The 21128-nt window shown below is 43.1% G+C and carries 16 protein-coding genes and 1 tRNA gene; 7 read left to right on the top strand and 10 right to left on the bottom strand.

Going from position 1 to position 21128, the window contains the following annotated elements; all coding sequences use genetic code 11:
- Positions 1-356: 356 nt before the first annotated feature.
- Complete coding sequence (locus ABDD94_RS08350) at positions 357-3545, top strand: carboxypeptidase regulatory-like domain-containing protein (protein ID WP_345955466.1); 3189 nt, start codon at positions 357-359, stop codon at positions 3543-3545.
- Between the two features lie 151 nt (positions 3546-3696).
- Here ABDD94_RS08350 and ABDD94_RS08355 read toward each other — a convergent pair whose 3' ends face one another.
- Positions 3697-4353: a sterol desaturase family protein gene (locus ABDD94_RS08355; protein ID WP_352432891.1), complete on the bottom strand. Its 657-nt coding sequence runs from the start codon at positions 4351-4353 to the stop codon at positions 3697-3699.
- A 39-nt stretch (positions 4354-4392) separates the two neighbouring features.
- The gene (locus ABDD94_RS08360; RefSeq protein ID WP_345955468.1) at positions 4393-5571 is read right to left on the bottom strand and encodes an AIR synthase related protein; all 1179 of its coding nucleotides are present in this window, start codon (positions 5569-5571) and stop codon (positions 4393-4395) included.
- A 59-nt stretch (positions 5572-5630) separates the two neighbouring features.
- Here ABDD94_RS08360 and ABDD94_RS08365 point away from each other — a divergent pair, with 59 nt between their 5' ends.
- Positions 5631-7433, top strand: coding sequence for a chloride channel protein (locus tag ABDD94_RS08365; RefSeq protein WP_345948090.1), 1803 nt, complete (start codon positions 5631-5633; stop codon positions 7431-7433).
- Here ABDD94_RS08365 and mgtE read toward each other — a convergent pair whose 3' ends face one another.
- Positions 7434-8795 (bottom strand): magnesium transporter, encoded by a 1362-nt coding sequence (gene mgtE, locus ABDD94_RS08370; protein ID WP_345955469.1) that lies wholly within the window; start codon positions 8793-8795, stop codon positions 7434-7436.
- Between the two features lie 236 nt (positions 8796-9031).
- Between mgtE and ychF the strand changes: the two genes are divergently transcribed.
- Positions 9032-10129, top strand: a complete 1098-nt coding sequence (ychF, locus tag ABDD94_RS08375) for a redox-regulated ATPase YchF (protein ID WP_345955470.1) — start codon at positions 9032-9034, stop codon at positions 10127-10129.
- 120 nt (positions 10130-10249) lie between these two features.
- Positions 10250-10321: transfer RNA gene (locus tag ABDD94_RS08380), tRNA-Arg, on the top strand.
- Between the two features lie 168 nt (positions 10322-10489).
- Here ABDD94_RS08380 and ABDD94_RS08385 read toward each other — a convergent pair.
- A complete protein-coding gene (locus tag ABDD94_RS08385; RefSeq protein WP_345955471.1) occupies positions 10490-10711 on the bottom strand; it encodes a hypothetical protein in 222 nt (73 codons plus the stop codon).
- Positions 10712-10944: 233 nt separating this feature from the next.
- Complete coding sequence (locus tag ABDD94_RS08390; protein WP_345955472.1) at positions 10945-11220, bottom strand: hypothetical protein; 276 nt, start codon at positions 11218-11220, stop codon at positions 10945-10947.
- Between the two features lie 6 nt (positions 11221-11226).
- Here ABDD94_RS08390 and ABDD94_RS08395 point away from each other — a divergent pair, with 6 nt between their 5' ends.
- Positions 11227-11880, top strand: a complete 654-nt coding sequence (locus ABDD94_RS08395; protein WP_345955473.1) for an alpha-ketoglutarate-dependent dioxygenase AlkB — start codon at positions 11227-11229, stop codon at positions 11878-11880.
- A gap of 1337 nt (positions 11881-13217) precedes the next feature.
- Here the strand turns inward: ABDD94_RS08395 and ABDD94_RS08400 are convergent.
- Positions 13218-13709, bottom strand: a complete 492-nt coding sequence (locus tag ABDD94_RS08400) for a hypothetical protein (RefSeq protein WP_345955474.1) — start codon at positions 13707-13709, stop codon at positions 13218-13220.
- 534 nt (positions 13710-14243) lie between these two features.
- Between ABDD94_RS08400 and ABDD94_RS08405 the strand changes: the two genes are divergently transcribed.
- The gene (locus ABDD94_RS08405; RefSeq protein ID WP_345955476.1) at positions 14244-14528 is read left to right on the top strand and encodes a hypothetical protein; all 285 of its coding nucleotides are present in this window, start codon (positions 14244-14246) and stop codon (positions 14526-14528) included.
- Between the two features lie 139 nt (positions 14529-14667).
- On the opposite strand, the gene ABDD94_RS08410 is transcribed toward ABDD94_RS08405, so the two are convergent.
- The 3 genes from ABDD94_RS08410 to ABDD94_RS08420 are packed head-to-tail and all read right to left on the bottom strand — an operon-like array spanning position 14668 to position 18345.
- Positions 14668-15483 (bottom strand): hypothetical protein, encoded by an 816-nt coding sequence (locus ABDD94_RS08410; RefSeq protein ID WP_345955477.1) that lies wholly within the window; start codon positions 15481-15483, stop codon positions 14668-14670.
- Positions 15473-16729 (bottom strand): sugar MFS transporter, encoded by a 1257-nt coding sequence (locus ABDD94_RS08415; protein ID WP_345955478.1) that lies wholly within the window; start codon positions 16727-16729, stop codon positions 15473-15475. Before ABDD94_RS08415 ends, ABDD94_RS08410 begins: the two co-directional genes overlap by 11 nt.
- 35 nt (positions 16730-16764) lie before the next feature.
- Positions 16765-18345 (bottom strand): DUF4127 family protein, encoded by a 1581-nt coding sequence (locus tag ABDD94_RS08420; protein ID WP_345955479.1) that lies wholly within the window; start codon positions 18343-18345, stop codon positions 16765-16767.
- 167 nt (positions 18346-18512) lie between these two features.
- On the opposite strand from ABDD94_RS08420, the gene ABDD94_RS08425 reads away from it, so the two are divergent.
- Positions 18513-20225: an FAD-dependent oxidoreductase gene (locus ABDD94_RS08425; protein ID WP_345955480.1), complete on the top strand. Its 1713-nt coding sequence runs from the start codon at positions 18513-18515 to the stop codon at positions 20223-20225.
- 17 nt (positions 20226-20242) lie between these two features.
- On the opposite strand, the gene ABDD94_RS08430 is transcribed toward ABDD94_RS08425, so the two are convergent.
- Complete coding sequence (locus ABDD94_RS08430; RefSeq protein ID WP_345955481.1) at positions 20243-21121, bottom strand: DUF1501 domain-containing protein; 879 nt, start codon at positions 21119-21121, stop codon at positions 20243-20245.
- Positions 21122-21128 lie beyond the last annotated feature (7 nt).

A 21128-nucleotide genomic window follows, 5' to 3' on the forward strand; every position in this document is an offset into this window, starting at 1 on the left:
ATGTTTTTACTTTTTCAGTTCGGCACCAAAGCTAAATAAAAAGGCTGATACAATAAAGAGCACTAGGTACCTTAACGGGGGTATAAACAGTAATATGATTTGGCTGTGATTTAGGTGGTAACATACCGTTAACACACCTTGGGTAAATTATAGGGCATTATGTGACTAAATTTGCACATTGTTTAATGAAATGCAATTTTATACGATATTATGTTGAATATATCAACAATATTTTTACGAAATGTGAAAAATTTCTAATATTTATTAACACTAACTTAACACTGAAACTGAAGCCTTTGTATATCTTTGCATTGAATTTAAAACTATTTAAACGTTCATTAAACAAAAACAAAAGCATGAGAAAAAATTTACTTCTCGCACTTCTTTTCTTGTTTACTACCGCTATTGCCTTTGCGCAGGTAACAACCGGTACCATAACAGGAACAGTAAAAGATTCTAAGGGGCAGCCGCTGCCGGGTACAACTGTTGTTGCTACCCACGTACCAACCGGTACTAACTACAGCACGGTAACCCGAGGTAACGGCCAGTACACTATTCCCAACGTACGTGCCGGTGGTCCTTACACCATTAAAATTACCTTTGTTGGCTTTACTACAGTTACTTATAACGATTTAGCTGCCAGCTTAGGTCAGCCGTTAAAAGTTGACGCCGTATTGTTGGAAGAAGGCCGTCAGTTGAGCGCCGTAACGGTAAACGCTGCACGTCGTGGTAGCGTAATCAGCCCGCAAAGGACAGGTACTGCAACTAACGTATCATCAGCGCAATTACAAAGCTTGCCTACTGTTAACCGTAACATTCAGGATTTTGCCCGTTTAACGCCACAAGGTGTTTCACGTAACGGTAACAGCGATGGTTCGGCATTTGGTATGGAGTTCGCCGGTCAAAGTAACAAGTACAACCAGTTTACAATTGACGGTGCTTTGTCTAATGACGCGTTTGGTTTAGCAAGCTCTGGTACTAACGGTGGCCAGGCAAGCACTAACCCTATCTCTATCGAAGCTATCCAGGAGTTACAAATCCTGCTTTCTCCGTATGATGTTACCCAAGGTGGTTTTACCGGTGGTGGTATTAACGCAGTAACTAAAAGCGGTACAAACACTTTCCATGGTTCGGTTTACGGTTTGATGCAAAACGAAGACCTGCTGGGTAAAAGCGTTTTAAACGACACTAAATACCAGCAATTTAAAAACCAAACAGCCGGTATTAGCTTGGGAGGTCCTATCATCAAAAACAAATTGTTTTTCTTTGGTAACTACGAGCGTATCCGTAACTCAACGCCTTTGCAAAATGACCCAACCATTGCTGGTTCGGGCTCGCAATTTAACCCTACTGTATTGGAGGATTTACGCAATTATGTGTTAAACACGTATAAATATGATGTAGGTGGTTACGGCGAAATATTGAAAAGACAAGAATCTGACTATGTATTTGGTCGTTTAGACTGGAACATTAACGATAAAAACCGTTTAACTGTTCGTCATAACTACACCAAAGGTTTTAGTGATAACCTAAGCCGTACAGCAACCACCATGACGTTTGCTAACAGTGGTTACACTTTTAACTCTAAAAACAACTCTTCAGTTGTAGAGTTAAACAGTACCTTATCAAACAATGCTTCAAACGTATTGCGTTTTACTTATACATCAACCCGCGACTTTAGAACAACCGGTGCATTCCCATCTGTATATATACAGCAAAATGGGTTAAACTATAACTTAGGTTCTGAAGCTTCATCTGCTCGTAACAGGTTAAGTCAGGATAACTTTACCATCACTGATAACTTTACACTTTATAAAAACAAGCATACGATTACCTTTGGTACCGATAACTTCTTTTATAAATCGAACAATATTTTTGTTCAGAACTATTACGGTTATTATAACCGTTATACCACTATACAAGCATTTAAGGATAACACCACAGCACCAACTGGTTACAATGCTTATTATTCTGTTGACCCAAACAGCCCTGATGCTCCGTCAATCGTTAAATCGGCTCAGTTAAGCGTTTACGGTCAGGACGTATGGTCAATCAGCGACCGGTTTCGTTTAACTTACGGCTTACGTGTTGATGCACCTATATTCTTTAACGATCCGGCCGAAAACCCTACTTTCAACAACTCGAACATTGCACAGCAATATGACCTGAAAACCAACAGGCCGCCAAGCACTTCATTACTGTTTGCACCACGTGCAGGCTTTAACTGGGATATTCATGGCGATGCATCTACTCAATTACGTGGTGGTGCAGGTTTGTTTACAGGCCGTGTACCTTACGTTTGGATTTCAAACCAGTATGGTGCAACGGGTGCTACTATTGTTAGATACACTGCAACAGGTGCAGCTTTAGCGCCAATCCGCTTTAACTACAATCCTAATGATGTTCACTTAGGTGCAACTTTAGGAAGCAGCAATGCACCTAACGAAATAGACGTTACCGACAAAAACTTTAAATTTACCCAAACTTTACGCGCTAACTTCGCGGTCGATCAAAAATTAGGTTTCTGGGGTTTAATTGGTACGTTTGAAGCGTTGTATACCAAAAAGATCAACGATATTCTTTACCAGAACTTAAACGTTGGCCCGCAAGTAGGTACAGTTAAAACAGGTAATGTTAACCGTCCGTTTTATAACGGTGTGAGAGCTAATACCGGCTTTACCGATATCATTTACTTAACCAACACCAGCAAAGGTTCTGCTTATAACTTAACCTGGCAAGTACAAAAACCAATGAGCAATGGTTGGGTAGGTAGCTTAGCTTACACCTTCGGACATTCAACTTCAATGAACGATGGTACCAGCTCAACTGCTTATTCTAACTGGCGTTTTGCTTACTCGGTTAACGGCCAAAACAACCTAGATTTGGCTACTTCTAACTACGATCCGGGATCACGTTTTGTAGGTTATATATCTAAAACCTTCCGTTACCTGCACAATCGTATGGCTACTACCTTTGGTTTAGTGTATACAGGTCAATCGGGTCAGGTATTTAGCTGGTTATACAACGGCGACATCCACGGTGATGATGCAAGTAACAGAGGATCTGGTGTTGCGGATTTAGCTTATGTTCCGGCTACTTTAGCTGAAGCACAATTCGGTACTACTTCAACTTTCACTGTTCCAGCTGCACAGCAATGGGCCGATTTCCAAGCGTTTATCGCTGGTAACGAGTACCTAAGCAAGCACCAAGGCCGTGTGGTTGAGCGTAACGGTGACCGTTTACCGTGGGAAAATCACTTCGACTTAAAAGTTAGCCAGGATTTTTACGTGTACAAACAACATAAACTTTCAATCACTGCCGACGTATTAAACGTAGGTAACCTGTTGAAAAAATCATGGGGCCGTTCATACTTCTTAAGTAACTTAAGTGCGCCATTATTCTACAATGCAACTACTACTGCAAACCCTCAGTTTTACTTTGACAAATCAAGGCTTAACTCAATTGATGGCAAATTGCAACCGTACCAAATCAGCGACTTCAACTCACGTTGGAGAGCACAGTTAAGCGTACGTTACTCTTTCTAAGCTATTATCATTACAATAGTTAAAAGGCCGGTTCAAATATTGAACCGGCCTTTTTTTGTTTAAATATCTCATCCTGAAATAAGTGAGCCTCGTTGTTAACCTATTTATGAAGGTTCAAAATATTAGCAGGTAGTCAATTAATAGGATGTTTTTAATGTTTATACGTGTTAAATAACCTGTCCCAAATGGAGGTATAAAAGCCAAAGTTGTAACCTTCATTACGGTGATGGTTATGATGAAATGAAGAAGTGCCCAATAATTTTAAGGGCATTTTGTTTTGAACACGTTTGGGCAGGGGTTCGATACCTAAATGGCCAATAATGCCAAATAGCACGTTGAGCGTAAGGTATATGGCTACAGCATAAAAATTAAACGCATACGCGCAAAGTACCATAAGCCAGAGTGCACCAAAGCCAACTGTTTCTAAAGGATGAAGAACATATAGATCAACTGGCGTTGGATCCTGATAGGTATGATGAAGGCGGTGTACCCATTTGTATGCAAATGAGTGGTGAATGGCATAATGGAAAAGATACATAGCCAAATCCATAGCCAGAAACAAAAGCAGGCTATCTGCCACCATCCACCAGTTGAACGAAAAACTTAAGGCTATGTAATGATATACCCAAAGCTTAAAACCAGCATAGGTAACGGCTGTGTTTATTAAGTTAGTACCTATGCAAATAACATATTCGCGTGGAGTTACCTTGCCTTGTTTTACTTTGCAAAGCCTAAGTATCAGGGTGCCAAACAAAAGCGAACTAACGGTAACTGCTAAATTTTCAAGTAAAAAAACGAGCCAAAGCATTTCATCCGTTTGGCAGCTTAAATACTTTAACAGTTCCACTTAATTATATACAAACTCACCAAACTCCGATTTAACGGTCACTTGCTTTTTGCCACCTTCAACACGGCCAATAATTTGGGCGTCGATGCCGAAGTTTTGTGATATTTTGATCAAGTCGGCAGCAATCGATTCGGGTACATAAAGCTCCATACGGTGGCCCATGTTAAATACCTTGTACATTTCCTGCCAGCTGGTGCCCGATTGTTCCTGAATGAGCTTAAACAGCGGTGGAATAGGAAACAGGTTATCCTTAATCACATGCACATCATCCACAAAGTGCAGCACCTTGGTTTGCGCGCCGCCGCTGCAATGCACCATACCATGTATCTGGCTGCGGTAACTGTCTAAAATAGTTTTAATAACCGGCGCATAGGTACGGGTAGGAGATAACACCAGTTTGCCGGCTGTAATGGTTTGTCCGTTGCCAATGTCAATTAAATCCGTAAGATTTTTACCGCCCGAAAATACCAGGCTTTCAGGCACGGCAGGATCAAAGCTTTCGGGATATTGTTGTGCTACAGACTTATTAAACACATCATGGCGCGCAGATGTAAGTCCGTTGGAGCCCATGCCGCCGTTGTATTCTTTTTCGTAAGTGGCCTGCCCGTATGAGGCTAAGCCAATAATTACATTACCTGCCTGTATGCGGTGATTGGAAATTACATCTTCGCGCTTTAAACGACAGGTTACAGTAGAGTCTACAATAACGGTACGTACCAGATCGCCTACATCGGCGGTTTCGCCACCGGTAGAGTAAATGCCGATGCCGTGGCTGCGCAACTCTTCTAATATTTCTTCGGTGCCGTTAATAATGGCGGCAATAACTTCGCCGGGTATCAGGTTCTTGTTACGGCCAATGGTTGATGAGAGCAGGATATTGTCAGTAGCGCCAACGCATAGCAGGTCGTCCAGGTTCATGATAATGGCATCCTGAGCAATGCCACGCCAAACTGAAACGTCGCCGGTTTGTTTCCAGTACACGTAAGCCAGTGATGACTTGGTACCCGCGCCATCCGCGTGCATAATATTGCAGTATGCAGGGTCGTTGGTTAATATGTCGGGGATAATTTTGCAGAATGCTTTGGGGTATAAGCCTTTATCAATATTCTTGATGGCCTGGTGCACATCATCTTTAGAGGCCGAAACCCCACGCTGATCATATCGTTGGTCAGAAATCATGGTCAAATATACGGCTTACCGTATTAAAAATCGTTACTTTGCCTTACATCATCCGGCCTATGTTAAAAACAATATTAGTAAAACTGAACCATTGGCGTGCACGACAAACCTCGCAGCGTAGCTTCTTGATATTTTGCAGCGTACTGGTAGGCCTTGTTGGTGGCCTGTCGGCAGTTGCATTAAAGTATATGGTACACTTAATGGAACACCTAAGCCGTGAGCTGGCTTTACATGTTCCATATCATTACAGCTTTTTGTTACTGCCTGCCATAGGTTTACTTTTGGCTGTCGCCTACCAGCACGTCATAAACCGCGACCAGATACAGAAAGGAATAGGCAGCATTCTCATCAGCATTAAGAAGAATAAAGCGAACATGGCCTCCAATAATGCTTATTCTCACCTTATCAGCAGTTCGTTAACGGTAGGCTTTGGGGGTTCGTCGGGTTTGGAAGCGCCAATTGTGTGTACTGGCGCGGCCATAGGGTCTAATATTGGCCGGTTCTTTAAATTAAATACTTACGAAAAAACCATACTATTGGCAGCAGGTGCGGCGGCTGGTATTGCGGCTGTATTTAACAGCCCTATAGCAGGGGTGCTATTTGCACTCGAAATTTTAATTGGCGAAATCACTATTCCGACATTTATTCCGCTATTAATTGCTTCGGCAACCGGCGTTGTGGTTGGTAAGGCACTGCACTCCGGTCAATTATTCCATTTGGTTACCGAAGGCTGGCTTATTGAAGCTCTGCCGTTTTACCTCATATTAGGTATATTGAGCGGATTGATAGCAGTATATATTACCAAAGTTGCCGATAACCTGGAGAAAGGTATTTTTATGAAGCAAAATCGCTATGTACGTGCGGCTGCAGGCGGTTTGCTCCTGGGTATACTGATCTTGTTATTCCCGCCATTGCTGGGCGAGGGATATCATTACCTGCAAGCAATTCTGAATGGCAATATTGAGGTGCTGAAAGAAGAATCTCTGTATGCCGACTGGCTGTCGGAGCCATTGGTTATGCTGTTGTTTATTGCGGCATTAATTTTAATTAAAATTATAGCAGCAGGAATAACCCTCGGTGCTGGCGGTAACGGTGGTACGTTTGCGCCCACCATGTTTACCGGCGCATTTTTAGGACTATTGCTGGCTTATGGCGTTAACCAAACCGGCCTTATACATTTAAATACCAGTAATTTTATTGCGGTAGGTATGGCTGGCGCACTAAGCGGCGTTTTGCATGCCCCGCTAACGGCTATATTTTTGATTGCCGAAATTACCGGTGGGTATGTTTTGTTCATTCCGCTGATGGTGGTGTCTGCTATATCTTACATTATTGCACGGGCGTTTAATCCGCACAATATGTACTGGCATACGCTTATTCACGAAAAAGAGGTATATCCGGATGCTGACTACAGCACATTGAACAACATACAACTGGAAAGCATTATTAACAAGCAGTATACGGCGTTAAACCGGGATATGCCGGTGTCTGAATTTTATAATATCTTATCGGCCAGTAACGCCAATATTTTTGCGGTGCTTAACAACCATCACCAGTTGGAGGGTGTGATATGGATGGACGAAATACGCAAGCAACTGTTTAAGGCTAACCAACCTGATGCAGTAGTGGCCGACATAATGGTGCAACCTCCGGCTGTAATTAGCTACAGCCAGCCTGTAAGCAGCGTAATGAATGTATTTGACCAGTTGGATGTATGGCAGTTGCCTGTAATACGTGATGGTAAATTTGCAGGGTTTATATCTAAATCGGGCTTGCTTAACCAATACCGGCAAGTGTTTATTCAACAGCACAAGGATGCTGATTTATTTGCAGCCCGTTCGGTACAGTCTCCGCACAGATAATTAAATGTGCATAATAGACACCGCAATGGTAAAGTAGATAATAAGCCCGGTAACATCAACCAGTGTGGCTACAAATGGGGCAGATGATGTGGCAGGGTCTAAGCCAAGGCGTTTAAGCAGTAATGGCAGCATGGAACCGGCTAATGATCCCCATAATACAATGCCAACCAGTGCCAAACCTACCGTTAAACCAACTGGTACCCAATGCGGACCATAAATATTGCTGAACAGTGTCCACATAAATATTCTGAAAAAGCCAATAACTCCCAGTGTAACGCCCAGCAATAGGCCCGACAGGATCTCGCGGCGCATTACCCGCCACCAATCTTCCACCGTAACCTCGCCCAATGCCATGGCCTGTATGATGAGGGTTGATGCCTGTGAACCGCTGTTACCACCGCTTGATATAATTAGCGGAACAAATAACGCCAGCACCACCGCTTTTGCAATTTGCCCTTCAAAATACCCCATTGCCGTAGCCGTTAGCATTTCGCCCAGGAAAAGAATAATAAGCCAGCCTACACGTTTTTTAACCAGCTTAAGCAAGGGCATATCCAGGTAAGGCTCGTCCAGTGCTTCGGTACCACCAATTTTTTGTATGTCTTCGGTATACTCTTCGTTGGCTATCCACAAAATATCATCAACCGTTACTATGCCCAGCAGTAGGTTGTTGTTGTCGGTAACGGGTAAAGCCACGCGGTTGTTCATCCTGAAGATGTTGATGGCTTCTTCCTGAGGGTCGTTCACTTTTAAAGAGATCAGCCGGTCGTCCATCAGGTCGCTTATTTTAGTGGCCGGGTCAACCAAAAGTATTTCGCGTATACGTATATCATCCAGCAGGACACCGTTTTCGTCAATTACATAAATTACGTCGATGGTTTCGGAATTTTTACCATACCGCCTGATGTGCGAAAGTACCTGTACCACATCCCAGTTCTTTTTAACGGCGATGTAATCGGGGGTCATGAGCCGGCCAACGCTGTCTTCCTCATAACCCAGCAGGGCCAGGGCTTGCTTGCGGTCGTGCGGTGGCAGATGCAGTATGAGGTTCTTTACTGTGTCGCCGTGCATTTCACTAAACAGCGATGTGCGGTCGTCGGGCGGCAGCTCGTTGATCAGTTCTGCAATCTTTTTTCCTGAAAGTTTTTTGAGCAGGCGTTCCTGGGTAGGGAAGTCGAGAATACGGAAAACGTTTACCGCCCGGTTAAGCGAAAGCAGGTCGAGAAAAACAGGGCCATGCTCGGGCAGTTCGCCCATCAGTTCTTCCACCTCCGATATGTTTAGGTTGTTCAAATAGTCACGTAGCTGTTGTTTATCGTCGCTTTCCAGTAACAGCTCTACTTGTTCAACCATTTCTTCCATATCAGGCCCTCTTGTTTACATTTTTAGTGAATGTTTTCCGTTTACTTAACGCCCGCAAAAGTCGTTTATTTTTTCAAATTTTAAGGTTGTTTTTATATTATCTTTGCGGGAATTTTTGGTGGTGGTTATTGAGTTACTTTGTTATTAAGTTGATACAAGTAAGTTATTAAATAGTTGTAATATGAATTGCGCTATAAACCTCAATAACCTATGAGCCAATAACTAAAAAACGAAAAATGGGTTTACAATGTGGTATAGTAGGTTTGCCAAACGTGGGCAAATCAACGCTTTTTAACTGTTTATCAAATGCCCGCGCACAGGCGGCCAACTTTCCTTTCTGTACAATTGAGCCCAATGTGGGTGTCATTACCGTTCCGGATGAGCGCCTCACTAAGTTAACCGAACTGGTTAATCCGCAGCGCGTGGTGCCTAACGTAATTGAGATTGTTGATATTGCCGGTTTGGTAAAAGGCGCCAGTAAAGGTGAAGGCCTGGGTAACCAGTTTTTGGGCAATATCCGCGCAACCAACGCTATTATACACGTATTGCGTTGCTTTGACGATGATAACGTAATACATGTTGACGGCTCTGTTGACCCGATACGCGACAAAGAAATTATTGATACTGAACTACAGTTGAAAGATTTAGATTCGGTTGAAAAGAAATTACAAAAGATAGAGAAGGCCGCAAAAATTGGCGACAAGGATGCCAAAAAAGCGTTTGAAGTACTGAGCGTGTACAAAGATCATTTGCTTAGCGGTAAATCGGCCCGTACCGCACCGGTTGTTGAAGAAGACAGGGAACATATAGATGACCTTTGGTTGCTTACCGCCAAGCCGGTGATGTATGTATGTAACGTGGGCGAAAGCGATGTAAACACGGGTAATGCTTACGTTGAAAAAGTGCGTGACGCCGTTAAGGAAGAAAACGCCGAAGTGCTGATCATCTCTGCCCAAATTGAATCGGAAATTGCACAACTGGAAACCTACGAAGAACGCCAGATGTTTTTGGAAGACTTAGGGTTGGAGCAATCAGGTGTTACTAAACTTATTAAAGCCGCTTATAAGCTGTTAAACCTAAGTACCTACTTTACTGCGGGTGTACAAGAAGTACGCGCCTGGACCATCACCAAAGGCTTTACAGCACCTCAAGCAGCCGGCGTTATTCATACCGATTTTGAGAAAGGCTTTATCCGTGCTGAAGTAATTAAATATGAAGACTTTGTAAAGTACGGTTCAGAAAATGCCTGCAAAGAAGCCGGCAAACTAAGCGTTGAAGGCAAGACCTATATTGTAGAGGATGGCGACATCATGCACTTCAGGTTCAACGTATAGCGTTTCAGATCCAGGAACCAGGAGCCGGGAGCTAAGACTACAATATAAATAGGAAGTTTTCTCTTGGGTCGTGTTTCTTGGCTCTTGGTTCTAAAAAAACAATATATTTGCACCCGCGATGCTCCCGTAGTTCAATGGATAGAATTATGGTTTCCGGTACCATCGATAGGGGTTCGAATCCCTTCGGGAGCACATTAAAGCGCTTTGGGATTGTCCTGAAGCGCTTTTTTATTGGATGTGTATAGTTATTAATCAATCTAAACTGCAGTTCTTGTTTACGACTGCCAACTTGGTAAGTCTAACCCGATAGAGCAAATGGCAGTGCCAGCACGGTCAGAACCATTGCTGTGGTATCCCCACTTACTTAACGAGCTTCTCAAAATCGATTTCTGGGTCCTCATCGCCATAATAAGAGACGATGCCATATTTGAATGCAACATGACAGAAGCTTAATCCATATTTGCGATAATATTGCTTGAAGAACTTTGTGTTCATCCGGTTCAGTTCTTTAGATAGCTTATCATAAGTGGTTTTACGTTGTTTAATTAAATAATCATTCAAGCTCTCGCGCAACTTGCTCATCTGAGCTAGACTATCTCTCAGGTGATTTCGAACAATAACCTATCAAAGAAGCTTGGTTCGTAATTCTTCCAGCTAAGCGGAAAGTGAAAGGCTTTAAGTCTCATCAGGAGTACTTAACCTTAATTAAACAGATGGGACTTCCCTACGAGCCTGAGTTATACAGAATGAGCGATATATTTGACTACTTTGATCGCTATGGCTATATCAACTGGAAGAAGCTGTAATGGAATTGATTAGCCAACTACTGACATTAGTATATAATAGCCAGGGGTATTCCTTCTCTCGTCTAAAGTAAGCTTCAGGCCATCAAATTGTACACTTCGTTTAAGGTAGTACATGAACCCTGGGTATCCTTTTACAGTCTTAATATCTCCAGCTTGCCACAGCTGGTCTGTCAGCAATTCCCGTTCTGAATACAGGCGCAATACATTGTAAGCATGAATTGCAAACTTAGCCTGAACCTGGTTGTTAGGGTTTAACGTTATTTTATAATAAGCAGTTATAAACATTTGAGAATGGAAACAGCAGTGCCCGGTTTATTTTTGTACCCTGATTTTATTGACGAGGCCAGAGAAGAGCAGTTGTTAAACGAAATTGACAGCCAAACTTGGATTGTAGATTATTTAAGAAGACTGCAATATTACGGCTATCGCAATGAACTGGACAAACCCTATGATTTGATACCTTTTCCGGTCACCATGCCGCCACTGATGCACCAACTATCCCAGGAAATGGTGGAGAAGAGTATCATACTGCTACAGCCGGATCAGGTAATTATTAACGAATATGTTCCGGGTGAGGGCATCAAGCCCCATAAGGACAGGGCTTACTACGAAAATCAGATCTGTGGCGTAAACCTTGGAAGCGGCTGCATCATGCGGTTTATCAGGGGTAAGAACGAGGAAGTGATAGACGTGGAAATTCCCAGACGCTCTGTATACGTTATGCAGGATGACGCCCGTAAAAAGTGGAAGCATGCAATCCCACCCAGGAAGAAAGATAATATAGACGGCAACATGAAGCACCGCGAAAGAAGGGTATCTATTACATACCGTAAAGTCAAACCTAAAAAAGTACGCCCTATCAATCCCGAGGGTAAAGTTGCTAAACTGTTAGACGAGACATTTGGTATAAGCCTTGAGCAACTAAAAGACTTAGGCTTAGCTTAATGATTATACACAGTCGTTGAACTTATGATTACACCCCAATTTTGGCAGAAAGAAGTAATCAATGCGCTGGTGGGAGGTTTGGAAGTTTACCTGACTCTTTACAAGTCGAAATAGCTCACATGAATTCTTTAAGCAATGATTTTTACAGAGGCTACAAGTGCAAACCACATTAGTTGATAGTTACCATGTGCCTTACTAAATTGAGTTTACAGAGCCAGAGCAAAGCTACATATGGCTTATGCCTGTAAAGGAAAAACTGAAGTTTGACAAGCCATTTGAACCCGTGAGAGCATTACAGCCAATCAATGGTGTACAGGGTAGCTTGTTTTGACAAGCTGAATTGTTTGTTACATCTGCTAAGAAGTGTTATCTTGCCTCAGCAATGAAATCTAAACTGCCTACATCCTTAATCATCTTTATCGTAACGCTCACGCTTACAGTAGGAGTATTTGCTGCAACTATATTATTTCATAGATTGCATTGGGATACTAAAAACTTAATCTACCTAGGCTTCACTCAGTTCCTTGTAGCTGTATTCGCACCAGTCGGTATTTATGCTGCTGTAAAGCAGTATTCAGATCAGTCAATTCCTAGAAGAAGGAACAAAGTAGGTTTATGGGGTAACATAATACTATTAGTCTTCACTGTAGCAATTATGGTTTATGCACTTGTGTAGTATACAAGAGCACACTGTTTAAGTGATACGAAGGTTTTTCCAGAAACACTAGCTTATTAAATCTTATTATATATAGAGATAAGGGGTATTTAACTCCCATTACCATTCCTTAACTTATATAAAGCTAGTCAAGCGCTCAATTCATTCTTTAAAAGTTAAGCAGGGTAATCAACGAATAAAGCTATTAGCAACCTTAAGAATACCACTTATAATACTTTATTAAGATGACGGAATGGAAAGCAGCGGGCTGGGTGTTTGCAGTATTGGCAATACCAGGAATCGGTTTAGGCTTTTACTTAAGCCGTGAGAAACACCTCACGGCATCTTATGGGCACTGCAAACTTGATTATATGTACCGTAGCAGCACTGATACCTTAAGCGAAAGCTACCGGTCTAGCCAGCGAGCCTTTGGCAAATGCTTGTGCGAGTTATACCTTATCAAACCTGATAGTACTCTAGGAAGGCTTATTGTTGGCAATCCCAATACGGTTATCCTGTACCACCAGATAGCACGCATTCGACTATATACAAAAGCTTAGACACACTGATTAAGTACCGCAGGGAGGTGTTTGATCCTGTTGTATATTGGGATTGAGTGCAACATCTAGGATTAAAGCGTTTATATCGTATACCTGGTTTAAGGGTAAATGTTGCAGCTTAGTTAGCTCTTAGTCGTATCTATCCTTCTTACAGGTGATGGTTCACCTTGAAAACATTTGCAACCAGGGTAAGCAACTCGAAGAGGATAGATTAAGCCATGGCTTATTCCGTAATTTCTGAAAGTAGGACTACCATTATGAACCTCCAATTTGCCTTCGACTCCTACTAACTTTCCCTTATAACGTATAGCTTTTGTGCTGGAAGCTTTGGTGAACATATACACCCTTGATTGGGTCTTGTCACTACCCAACGTTAACAGTGCGTAACCTGACCTTATGATAGCAACTTTAGATACTACACCTACAAAGGAGGCATTCTCTCCTTTGAATTGAAGAGCCTTGTAAGGCTTAATCATATATCGTACGGAATCTTTGGTAACTTCAATCCAGCCTTCGCTTTCTTTCAAACCCTGCTTGGTAATTCCGACAGGCGTTTGCGCTGATGCTTTACAAGTGAACAATGCTACAAAGGCTATGATAAGCAGGCGTTTCATACTATGAAGATAAGGAAAGATTGCTACATTGCAGTAAGTAAGCTATGAGCAGGTTAAGTAAGTCGCTATTATATACGTTTAGATTTTTAAGCATCACTCTTAACATAGCGGCTGTGCTGATGCTCTTGCTATTAACTAGTTCGAGCCATAAGGTACCCCAGTCAACCTGGAATGGTGCATTCATGGCATCAGGGGTAACTTTAATGCTAAACTACATAAGCTTCAAAGTAAAAGCTAAGTATAACAACCAAATCAATGCTTGATGCTGATACACATCTTTCCAAACAGATGTAAACGCTTTAGCTTGTAAACGGAATATGCTACTTTAGACACTCATATGGGCCTACTCAATCGACTCTTTAGCAAACGCCTACCTAAGCCAAATACACTATTAGGTATGGTTCTTTTACCTGATGAGCCATTGTTTTCCTTAAACGCCTGGTTGAAGATTACCGTCTTTATTACAGTGAAGTCATAGATCCAGATGACAACGTATCATCAGCATTCAAATTACAAGGTGAACAGATAGGGCTAATGAATATCAACGGTCCGGTGCCAGCTGATGATATTGCGGAAACAGCACAATACACTTATAGCTGGAAACATGCAAGCGAAGATTTAAAAGACCAAAAAGCCCATATCATCATTGCCATCATAGATGGTAGTTATGATATAGTTAAACGCTTTAAGCTGCAAACCCAACTCATTTGCAGTGTGCTCAGAATAGGCGTTTACATTAGAGAGCAATCGCTACTTATACCCAAAGAGCAATACTTGCGAGACGCACAGGACATCAGAAGCACAGCCTTACCAACGTAGATGCTGTAAATAAAGACTTGAAAAGACAAAAATTTCAGGGACATTATCTCTGCCGAATATGGATATAATCGGTAGAGATAATGCCTCAGATGTACAGCCAGCATTAGATATTTTTAGACGGATACTATCGAGATAGTACTTACTGCGGAGTTCCGAAAATATCGATCTTTTCGGCACCTTTAGAACTATTGGTCGCTGTAACCCTGATGTGTGTAGCATCGCTGCAACGCATATCGGTGAACCTTGCCCTGGTCATTGGCCATTCTTCATTTTTAGATCCACGGTATAAAGTGGTGTAAAGCCATTCTGCACCGGTAACGTGCGCTTTGGTTGGCTGTACGGGCTTGCCTTCATTGCGAACCTGATCTATGGCGTTCACCCGCTTGAACTGCTTGGCTGCCTCGTAGGTGAAGCCGGATGCGTCAACGTTGGTTTCAAATCTTTTTTCTGGATGGTTCATGTCCTGAATAATCATGCGCAGCTTTTTGGGGCCTGCCATTTTGATCGTCATCTGTATTTTATCTCCAGGGTGCCAGGTGTATTTAGCTGAATCGGGAGCGCTTTTCCAATAACCTGCTCTCCAGAAAGGCCTCCATGCGTTTCGGCGTGCACTTTTGCGACCGGATGCATCGGTTGAGAACTCCCAGGTTAAACCGGCATCAAGTTCCTGATCGGCCGAATTACCACCCATATAAACAGAAAAGTTATCTAATGGCTGCTTGGTACGGGAATCCAAGCGGTCCTCATCAACAGTGGGCTGGCCAAGTACCACTACTCCCGTTATACCGCTCCAGTTATCAAAACTGGTTACTGCCTTGCGGTAATAAGCACCCGGAAAGCAGTCAATGGATGCCGCTGGCGGCACTTCTTTCTCTACGAGGGTTGTATTTTGTGCCTTACAAGCAGCCAATGTAACAGCTACACCGGTGTATAGTAGTAATTTTTTAAAGTTCATTTTGATTGATATTGGATTCGTAACCATTAACACCATAAAAAACGAGATATGCATAGCAAACAACAGGAATCATGAAAGCGATGAGCCAAGTAGCATGATCCTTTACGTATCCTTGCGAGAAGGAGACGATCGCCCCGCCGGCTATGGCTGTTGAAAGTATGCCCGAGGCCTGCGTAGTGAACTTACCTACACCTTGTACAGACAGCGAAAATATAATAGCAAACATCACAGAGTTACATAAGCCAACGGCTATCATGCTCCATACGGCCAAAGAACCGGCGCTGTTTACTGATACAAGAATCAGGATAGTGGCCATAGTTGCACAAATAGTAAGTACCGCCGACGGCTTTACCGACCGCAGAACCCATGAACCAACCAAACGCCCAACCAGCATACTTCCCCAGTAAAAAGCAACGTATGTATTAGCCTGGTCAACAGGAATGTTCAAAGTGTCAGCAATATAATTGGTTAGGAACGTGCCAACCGATACTTCTGCGCCTACATAAACAAAAATGCCAATGGTGCCGAAGTTGAGGTTACGGAACGAGAATAAATTAGTGTTGGTGCCTGAAACGGTGTCGACACTACTACTACCGGGCTTTAGGTTGGGAAGCCTAAGAAATGCCACCACCAAGGCTATTAATACAAGCAAACACCCAATACCGATGTACGGATACCGAACAGCATCGCTCGAACTAGTAGATTCCTGCAGGCGCGAAAGAATGAAGTAAGCTCCGAAGATAGGGGCGATTGTTGTTCCGATAGATCCAACGGCTTGTATTAGTGTAAGCCTTGATGATGCAGTTTTAGCAGGTCCGAGAATGGTAATGTAAGGGTTAGAAGCAACCTGTAGAAGCACAACACCTATAGCCAGCACAAATAGTGCCGCCAGAAATATATAGTACTGGTGAAATATGGATGCAGGTACAAATAAAAACGCACCGAATGCAGATACCAGCAGTCCCATCATCATACCGTTCTTATAACCCGTACGTTCTATAATTTTTCCGGCTGGGAACGACATGATACCATAAGTCAGAAAAAAATAGAATTGCACCAGTGATGATTCGGAGTAGGTAAGCGTAAATCCTTTTTTAAAAAAAGGCACAAGCGTATCGTTTAAACAGGTGATGAACCCGTTCATAAAATACAAAACTGCCAGCGAGGTAAGTGCAGTGGTATAGTTCTGCTGTTTGTGATCTAAGGGCTCAGTTAACACTGCTCCACCAGAGGGGATACTTGCCATTATTTATATTTTGTTAATTAAAAAATAAGCGTTGATTAATGAACTTTAAAGTCTATTTCTGCCTCGAATGTCCGTCCCCAAGGCAGGGCGAATGTCATACCCGACGGCTTAAAGCCAATGGCTGTAACCTGGTTTGAGGTATAACTATCACTAAGCTCTTTGAAGTTAATACTAAGTAGGCTCATACAATATGACTCCACTTTCTGTGTTTCCTCAAGCGTGAGCCGTAATGGATTGTATTTGTTATCTTGAATATAAGTTTTAGCCTTGCCTCTTACCAGCGTATGATAGTAATAATCATCCAGTACGCGGTGAAAAGTGAACCAGTGCTCTGCAAGCTCAATTTGCTTACTCACCTTCGGGCCAACTTGCTTCATCTTGGCCTTGGCAAGGGCGTATATTACGCCCTGTGGCAGGGTTGTACCGATGGTGTTACCAGCCGTGTTCCACGATGCATAGCTGTATAAGCGCGGAAGCAACCGACGGCGAAGCAGCTCAGTAGAAAAGTTGGGGTCACCACCCTGAACGTCTCCTTTTGGATCGATATCGGCCACAATAACATGCTTACCATTGTCTGTCTGCTTTTCAATTTCTGACGCGAAACTTTGAGCATTACCCGTCTCAAACCGCGACGGGTAAACGTAAAAAAGCAGATCCGCTTTGGCTGCATCTATGACCTCGGTAGCACCAATCGCTGCTATATCATAACTTACGGTTTGCCGTAGCGGGCGGTCTTCAAAAGGCATTGCTTTGTTACTAAGCTCTTCTGATGAGTAAACTGCTTTGATTTTGGGTGAAAAGTTGAAACGCTTATTTAACGCACGCGATAGTAACAACATCGATATTTCATCTGCGCCTGGCATCACCAGTATTTTGGAGGTTAGGTTGAATTTTTTAGATCTTTCAATTAGCTGTTCGCGATCAGCTACGTGAATGCCGCGTGGTTTTGCGTCGTCCTGAGAAAGAATAAGGTAATCAATGATACCGCTGCGAACAAAATCAATAGCTTTATAATTAACGGATAAGTTGCGCTTACGTGAGGCTTTATAATCGGTTAAAGCTTCCGTAGGTATATCCCTTACTAATTCAGCTGCGCGCTTTTTCGATACTTCATCCTCAGCTACAGATATTTCGGCCCAGTCGGCCAGCTTCTGGCGATAAGCCTCGTTCTTTCCATCACCGGTTGGGGCAAGGCGCATAATAACGCTTTGTCCGTATACAGGCAGATGAGGAGCCAATTGATGAATTTTCTTTATAACTTCTATACGGCTCAACGCCGGTGTCAACTGCGTATGGTGTATACGTGAGGCAACCAGGCCTCCGTAAGCGAGCATATCCAGCGAGATCACTGCTGCATTGAACATTTTAAAGTTTTGCTTATTCAACCAGGCAATTATTTTTTCTGGCTGGCCGGGCGTTGTAAAGTTGCCTAGCAATTCTTTAGGTGGCGAAACAACTTCTGCATTGCCGATCAATCCCATTTTTTGTGTAAACTGCAAACAAGGCGGTCTGTCATCTAAAGGGATCAATAAAACTCTGGTGCGGTAATTAGATGCGTTTTGCGCACTGGCGTTAATGACTAGAAATAATACAAACAGCGTGAACAGGCTTCTCATATTCGGGAGGTTATACTCACAAATAATGTTAAAAAAATTTAATAATTAAACATTTGTTAAAAATAAATTTTAAAAAGTAGATTTCACTCGTATTATTGTGCAGGGTATGTCGAGAATTGATTTTGAAAGTTGTTGCGCCTACCCATCTGATGTCAGACAATAAGTATATGAAAAGACGTAATTTCATTGAACTATTAACAGTTACAAGCAGTGCTGCTGTGGTATCGCCGGCATTTGCAAACTCATCACTTAAAATTTCTCCAACTGACGTTAATAACGCCAAGGCCGTTCTATCGGCAGACGTTGTTATAGCAGGTGGTGGTTTAGGTGGATGTGCTGCTGCTTTGGCTGCGTTACGCAACAACCTGACTGTTATACTAACGGAACAAACGGATTGGATAGGAGGGCAGCTTACCCAGCAAGGCGTTCCGCCCGATGAGCATCCCTGGATTGAGACGCACGGTGCAACACAACTATACCGGAACTTTCGTAAAGGTGTTCGTGATTATTATATCAATAATTATCCGCTAACAGACGAATCAAAATCAAAGGAATTCTTCAACCCTGGAGATGCGCCGGTATCGGCATTGTGCCATGAACCAAGGGTAGCACTTGCGGTGCTGCAAAGCATGATGGATCCATACTTAAGCTCAAAAAATCTAACCATTTTACTGGAACATCAAGTTACCCGTGCCCAAGTTGCGGGGGATGAAGTTAAAGCGCTGGAGGCTGTTGATTTAGTTACAGGTGAGCAACTGATTTTAAAAGCGCCGTTTTTTGTGGATGCTACTGAACTTGGCGACTTGCTGCCTATGACTGGCACTGAGTTCATTACAGGCGCCGAATCAAAGGTGCAAACCAAAGAACTGCACGCTCCTGTAAAGCCAGATCCCAACAACGTTCAATCGTTCAATATGCCGTTTGCGATGGATTACGTACCGGGCGGCAACTTTGTTATTCCTAAGCCTAAAGAGTATGATTACTGGCGGAACCTGGTGCCAAAACTCACACCCAAATGGTCGGGCAAATTGCTTGATCTTGCTTATAGCAAGCCGGCAACCTTGGTACGCAAAGAACTAGCATTTGACCCCACTGGCCCTAACGCCGGCGATACGCTAAATCTTTGGCATTACCGCCGCATTATCAGCAAATCTAACTTTAAGCCAGGTACTTATGCGGGTGACATTACGGTAGTTAACTGGCCACAAAACGATTACTTCGAAGGTAATCTAATTGGCGCCACACCAGAGCAGTTTGTTCATCACGTAAACAGGGCTAAGCAGCTGAGCTTGTCATTGTTATACTGGCTGCAAACCGAAGCTCCTCGACCGGATGGTGGCCATGGCTGGCCAGGGCTGCGGCTACGCGCGGATGTGATGGGCACACGAGACGGTCTTTCAAAATATCCATACATCCGCGAATCGCGTCGTATCAAAGCCGTGTTTACTATCTTAGAGGAGCATGTAGGTCAGGACAACCGCGCACAAATCACCGGAAAAAATACTGGAAATACCTCAGCTGATTTTTATGATAGTGTTGGTATAGGCTACTATCACATCGACCTGCATCCATCTACCGCTGGAAATAATTATATCGATTTTGAATCCATGCCTTTTCAAATTCCTCTCGGTGCATTGCTGCCGCGCCGTATGAAAAACCTTTTACCTGCAAATAAAAATATCGGCACAACTCATATTACAAACGGCTGTTACCGTCTGCACCCGGTAGAGTGGAGCATTGGTGAAGCAGTGGGCATGCTAATCACTTATGCTATGAGTAAAAAAGTAATCCCTCGCGCGGTCCGTGAGCAACCGGGTATGCTGCAGGAATTTCAGGAATTCATTCATTCGCAAGGTATTGAAACTAAATGGCCAGCTTAACCATTACGGAAAGCTGGTTATGCTTGCAGAACTCCGCCAAGCCAGTTGCGCAAGATGTTAGCGTAGACGGTACTCACATCAACCGCGCTGCTGGCATTTGTCTCTTGGTTGCTGTAAATACCGCTGTGCTGAAGCTGGCCACCATAAATCATCAACACGCCCGCATCCCCATGATCTGTGCCCTTGCTGTTGTTTTGTGCTAAACTTCTGCCAAACTCAGACCAGGTAACGATCATGGTATTGTTCAACTCGTCCGAGACTTTCAACCTATTCATAAACGTATTCATAGCATCTGCATAAGCTTGCAGCAAAAAGGCGTGTTTTGCTTTTTGAAAATGGTGGGTGTCAAAACCATCAAGACCAATGGCATAAACATGACTTTGTTGATGGGTGCTTATACTTGATGCAATGTTTAGCAGTTTTTCTTCAAAGTCAGATGCTGCTAAACCCAGGTCAGCAGCGGAGAATTCAATGATTTGTTTTGGATCTAAAGGATGAGTGGTTAAGGGCTTAACAAGCAAGTTCTTCCAGGCATGAAAGCACGTGTGATGTGAATTATCCAGATTCGCGGAGGTAGCGTTAGGCAAGATGAGCATATTACCTTGATCGTACCAAGGCTTCAACCCGGCTAAACTTGGATGGAAGCCATACCGCTCTGTTAACCTAATTACCTCAGTAGGTTGAACCGCTATATTGGGACGCAGCTTGTAGTAAGCTTCATCAGTATGAGGAACAATGGTGTTGTAACCGTCGTTACCGCCGTTTAAATGAACGAATACAAGGTTGCGCTTTGCATATGCACAAAGGCAGGTACTACTTAAAACGTCAAGTGTGTGAGGAAGCAGTAGAGGGGTTACCGCCACGGCGGCATTTTGTAAAAAGGCTCTTCTTTTCATACCATAC

It is taken from the genome of Mucilaginibacter sp. PAMB04168, assembly GCF_039634365.2.
In the GTDB taxonomy this organism is placed as follows: domain Bacteria; phylum Bacteroidota; class Bacteroidia; order Sphingobacteriales; family Sphingobacteriaceae; genus Mucilaginibacter.

What these genes read in the sequence shown, in the direction of transcription:
- ABDD94_RS08350 (WP_345955466.1), top strand. Translation starts at nt 357, where the DNA reads ATGAGAAAAAATTTACTTCTCGCACTTCTTTTCTTGTTTACTACCGCT.
- ABDD94_RS08415 (WP_345955478.1), bottom strand. Translation starts at nt 16,729, where the DNA reads ATGGCAAGTATCCCCTCTGGTGGAGCAGTGTTAACTGAGCCCTTAGAT.
- ABDD94_RS08385 (WP_345955471.1), bottom strand. Translation starts at nt 10,711, where the DNA reads ATGAGCAAGTTGCGCGAGAGCTTGAATGATTATTTAATTAAACAACGT.
- ABDD94_RS08365 (WP_345948090.1), top strand. Translation starts at nt 5,631, where the DNA reads ATGTTAAAAACAATATTAGTAAAACTGAACCATTGGCGTGCACGACAA.
- ABDD94_RS08410 (WP_345955477.1), bottom strand. Translation starts at nt 15,483, where the DNA reads ATGAACTTTAAAAAATTACTACTATACACCGGTGTAGCTGTTACATTG.
- ABDD94_RS08360 (WP_345955468.1), bottom strand. Translation starts at nt 5,571, where the DNA reads ATGATTTCTGACCAACGATATGATCAGCGTGGGGTTTCGGCCTCTAAA.
- ychF (WP_345955470.1), top strand. Translation starts at nt 9,032, where the DNA reads ATGGGTTTACAATGTGGTATAGTAGGTTTGCCAAACGTGGGCAAATCA.
- ABDD94_RS08425 (WP_345955480.1), top strand. Translation starts at nt 18,513, where the DNA reads ATGAAAAGACGTAATTTCATTGAACTATTAACAGTTACAAGCAGTGCT.
- ABDD94_RS08430 (WP_345955481.1), bottom strand. Translation starts at nt 21,121, where the DNA reads ATGAAAAGAAGAGCCTTTTTACAAAATGCCGCCGTGGCGGTAACCCCT.
- ABDD94_RS08400 (WP_345955474.1), bottom strand. Translation starts at nt 13,709, where the DNA reads ATGAAACGCCTGCTTATCATAGCCTTTGTAGCATTGTTCACTTGTAAA.
- ABDD94_RS08390 (WP_345955472.1), bottom strand. Translation starts at nt 11,220, where the DNA reads ATGTTTATAACTGCTTATTATAAAATAACGTTAAACCCTAACAACCAG.
- ABDD94_RS08420 (WP_345955479.1), bottom strand. Translation starts at nt 18,345, where the DNA reads ATGAGAAGCCTGTTCACGCTGTTTGTATTATTTCTAGTCATTAACGCC.
- ABDD94_RS08395 (WP_345955473.1), top strand. Translation starts at nt 11,227, where the DNA reads ATGGAAACAGCAGTGCCCGGTTTATTTTTGTACCCTGATTTTATTGAC.
- ABDD94_RS08405 (WP_345955476.1), top strand. Translation starts at nt 14,244, where the DNA reads ATGAATATCAACGGTCCGGTGCCAGCTGATGATATTGCGGAAACAGCA.
- mgtE (WP_345955469.1), bottom strand. Translation starts at nt 8,795, where the DNA reads ATGGAAGAAATGGTTGAACAAGTAGAGCTGTTACTGGAAAGCGACGAT.
- ABDD94_RS08355 (WP_352432891.1), bottom strand. Translation starts at nt 4,353, where the DNA reads ATGCTTTGGCTCGTTTTTTTACTTGAAAATTTAGCAGTTACCGTTAGT.